We start from the raw sequence: 3,207 nt of genomic DNA on the forward strand, positions 1-3,207 counted from the left end.
CTAGCAGCTTGCGATGCCTGCGGCGGGCTACGCCTACGCAAAAACTCTTTGACTTTTGACCAACAGTTTTCAATTGGTGAAAAATCAGGAGAATAAGGTGATAAATATACTAACCCAAGTTGCTAGTTATGGGGAAGAGCGATCGCTCTGGGTCAATAAAGCAATAAAATCCCCTCCAGGAAGAAATTGGACTTTGGACAAAAAAAGTAGTTCGCGTAAATTAGTGGCGAACACAAAATCTAGGCATCATAAATTACCCCAGTTATTTTTCAAATTGAGTCAAACTGAGTTAAACGGCTAAAGCCTAAGAAAATTTACGCGGCTTTTTGTTTATCAGGTGTTGATTTTGACTGCTTCTTGGCAACAGGATGCTTGGTTCGTTGCGTTTGAGCCTGATCTTGAACTCGACCGATTGAATTTCCTCTGGTTTTGGGAGAACGGGCGGGTGTACCAATCTCAGAAATAATTCTTTGAAAATCGCGTTGTACAGCACTGGGAGTCATGATCGTATCACTTTCAGGTTTTAAATAACGCTCCCAGGGTCTAGGTAAGTGTGTTGCTAAATCTTTTGCCGCCCAGAGTTGTGCGTAAGCGAGCATTACTAATCGTATCCAATTTTCCTCGTGTTTGACATCTGGAGTTTGAAACTCCGTCATCAACAAATGTTGTTTGGAGAAACGGAACATGTGTTCAACATCAAACCTTTGTCTGAAACTTTGGTAAGCAACAGTAGCTGAGATTTGTTCACGTTGGTCGCCGATGACAATTAACCACATGGGTTTCCAGACAGAATTACCAGTATTATCAGTTACATGAACCCTAATAAGGGTGAAGGGATGACGGTACATTTTTTGGTGCTTGGTTCCTCTCATCAACATTTGATGGCAAGCGAGTATGGTGATGTTTAAAAGACGACCCTTACAGGTTGTCTGCTGAATTTGTGTTCTCTCGTCGGGAGAGTGCCAAGTTTCAACATCAGCTAAATTAAACCGTTCACCGTATTTTTTTGGACAACCACGTTTTTTCTTTGACTCGTCAACGGGTGGAGATTGGTAGAAAATTCGATTACTACGAACTCTGGCTATCACTACCAAATTTTTGTGTTTGGATTGGTCAAACAGAAATGAACGCTGACTATAGGCGCTATCTGCTACTAAGACGCACAATTTTTCCTGCCAGGGCAGTGATGAATCACATATCACTTCGGAAATTTGTTCATTACCCACATCAACACCAGTTTTATCAAGTGATACCCTTTCTCCTGATATTGGTATTGACCAAGGGGCGGCATTCGCAGTTTCTTTCTCTGGTAAAATAGAAAGTATCGAATAAGAATGACCAATATTAATAGGTTTGTTACCCTTGATAGTGTTTGGCTGATAAATATACCCACGTTCAGCTAAAGTCCTCGCGTAAGGACGCGGATGTGGTGTTGTATCTATTGCAAATAAGTAAAAAGGGCGTTGTTGTGGTTCCTTAATTAACTCAGACACCACCCTAATTAAGTTATTTGGTTTTTCTTCTTCTTTTCCTCCTTCTTGTTCTTCATTATTCATCTCCTGGCTAGTTGTACTAAATGCTGCAATGATAGCTTTGTAAATAGAGTTATAGCTTCTGGGAAACAAAGGACTTAAAGATAACTCAGCAATTGAATTGGCTCCCGTATTCCCCGCAAGCGCATCCAATAAATCCATACAGGCATCACTACATGATTCAAAATAGTTGTAAATTTTCTGTCTAAAATCTTGAAATTGCGCTATTAATTGATTGTTATTAAATTTCGGCATAGCCATCAGTATTTACCCAAAGATACTTTGTCGTTGATATTACTATTTGTTGGGGGTCTGGTGGCTATCCTTTTTTCTATCCGAGCTAAAGCAAGCGAAATTAATAAGTTTTTTTGACAATTTTTGTCCCAACACAAATAAGTAATATCACCAAAGAGCATAAATTTTTATATTACTTGACCTACTTAAGTCTCTAGTAGGTTCAGCAGATTTTATAAAAGAGGCGCAAAACTATAAATAAGATAATCTTTTTGTGTTCGCGCATAATACCCGCGAACAACTCTTTTTTGTCCAAAGTCCAAAAGAAAAAGAGGAGGGGTAAATGTTAAACGAAATAATTGCCATTTATGCTATCACGGATGACTTGCTGAAAGCGATTGGACATGATGAAGATAGTCGTAGAGTCATGAGTGATGCAGAAATTATCACAACGGCTGTGTGTGCGGCAATGTTCTTTAATGGCAACCACAGCAAGGCTTGCACTTATATGCAAGAACATGGGTTGATACCCAATATGTTAGATAAATCACGGTTTAACAGAAGATTGCACGGTATTTTCATGTTAATGAACGATTTATTTCATCAAATGGGAATGATGCTCAAAGAAATTAGTGATGATACGGAGTATCTTTTAGACTCATTCCCAGTGCCGATGTGTGATAACATCCGCATTTTTAATGTCAAGTTAATTCACTCAGAGCAATACAGAGGTTATATTGCATCGAAGAAAAGATACTTCTATGGCGTGCGAGTTCAATTATTAACAACTAAAACCGGAATTCCTGTGGAATTTGTGTTTTTACCTGGTAGTGCCAATGATGTACGTGGATTAAATGCTTTACCCTTAAATCTGCCACCAAGGAGTGAAGTTTATGGTGATGCAGCTTACACAGATTACACCATTGAAGACGACTTAGAACAAACAAGTCAGATTAGTTTAAAAGTGATGCGGAAAAAGAAATCCACTCGTCTTGACCCCCCTTGGATTCAATATATAAAACAACATACTCGTCATTACATTGAAACCGTATTTAGTTCGATTACAAGTGACTTTCCTAAATCCATTCATGCCGTCACCTATCAAGGGTTTTTACTGAAAGTACAAGCCTTTATTTTTGCCTTTACTCTCCAGCAAGCATTTATCTAATAGGTAAGTTTTATACTTATAAGTTCACTATTCCTGAAGGTTGCTTCTACAGAGCCATCGTTAATTTTTGATGCCTTTCTTCCCAATTGAAGCTCTACAGATCATCCACCATTTTATTACCCGCAACTTGGGTTACTAATCTGGCTCCAACTGCTTCAATTAGCTTCTCGGATACCTGTTACTTTATGAGAACTAAAGTTATCCATGACTACACTTGCGCCGGGCCAAAGAGTTGGAACCAAAACTTGAGTAACATAGGTTTCAAATGCAGAC

Annotated in this window: 2 protein-coding genes and 1 pseudogene; 1 reads left to right on the plus strand and 2 read right to left on the minus strand. The window is 38.8% G+C overall.

Annotation, left to right across the window (positions count from 1 at the left end):
* Nucleotides 1–107 (minus strand): annotated as a pseudogene (locus H6G97_RS48520) (transposase); the annotation flags it as partial.
* Between the two features lie 207 nt (nt 108–314).
* The gene (locus H6G97_RS48525) at nt 315–1,793 is read right to left on the minus strand and encodes an NF041680 family putative transposase (RefSeq protein WP_242056141.1); all 1,479 of its coding nucleotides are present in this window, start codon (nt 1,791–1,793) and stop codon (nt 315–317) included.
* Between the two features lie 316 nt (nt 1,794–2,109).
* Between H6G97_RS48525 and H6G97_RS48530 the strand changes: the two genes are divergently transcribed.
* Nucleotides 2,110–2,934: an IS982 family transposase gene (locus H6G97_RS48530; RefSeq protein ID WP_190947443.1), complete on the plus strand. Its 825-nt coding sequence runs from the start codon at nt 2,110–2,112 to the stop codon at nt 2,932–2,934.
* Nucleotides 2,935–3,207: the final 273 nt, after the last annotated feature.

Source organism: Nostoc flagelliforme FACHB-838 (genome assembly GCF_014698065.1).
GTDB classification, from domain to species: Bacteria; Cyanobacteriota; Cyanobacteriia; order Cyanobacteriales; family Nostocaceae; genus Nostoc; species Nostoc flagelliforme_B.

Coding starts and splice junctions, on each gene's coding strand:
- H6G97_RS48525 (WP_242056141.1), bottom strand. CDS start 1,793: ATGGCTATGCCGAAATTTAATAACAATCAATTAATAGCGCAATTTCAA.
- H6G97_RS48530 (WP_190947443.1), top strand. CDS start 2,110: ATGTTAAACGAAATAATTGCCATTTATGCTATCACGGATGACTTGCTG.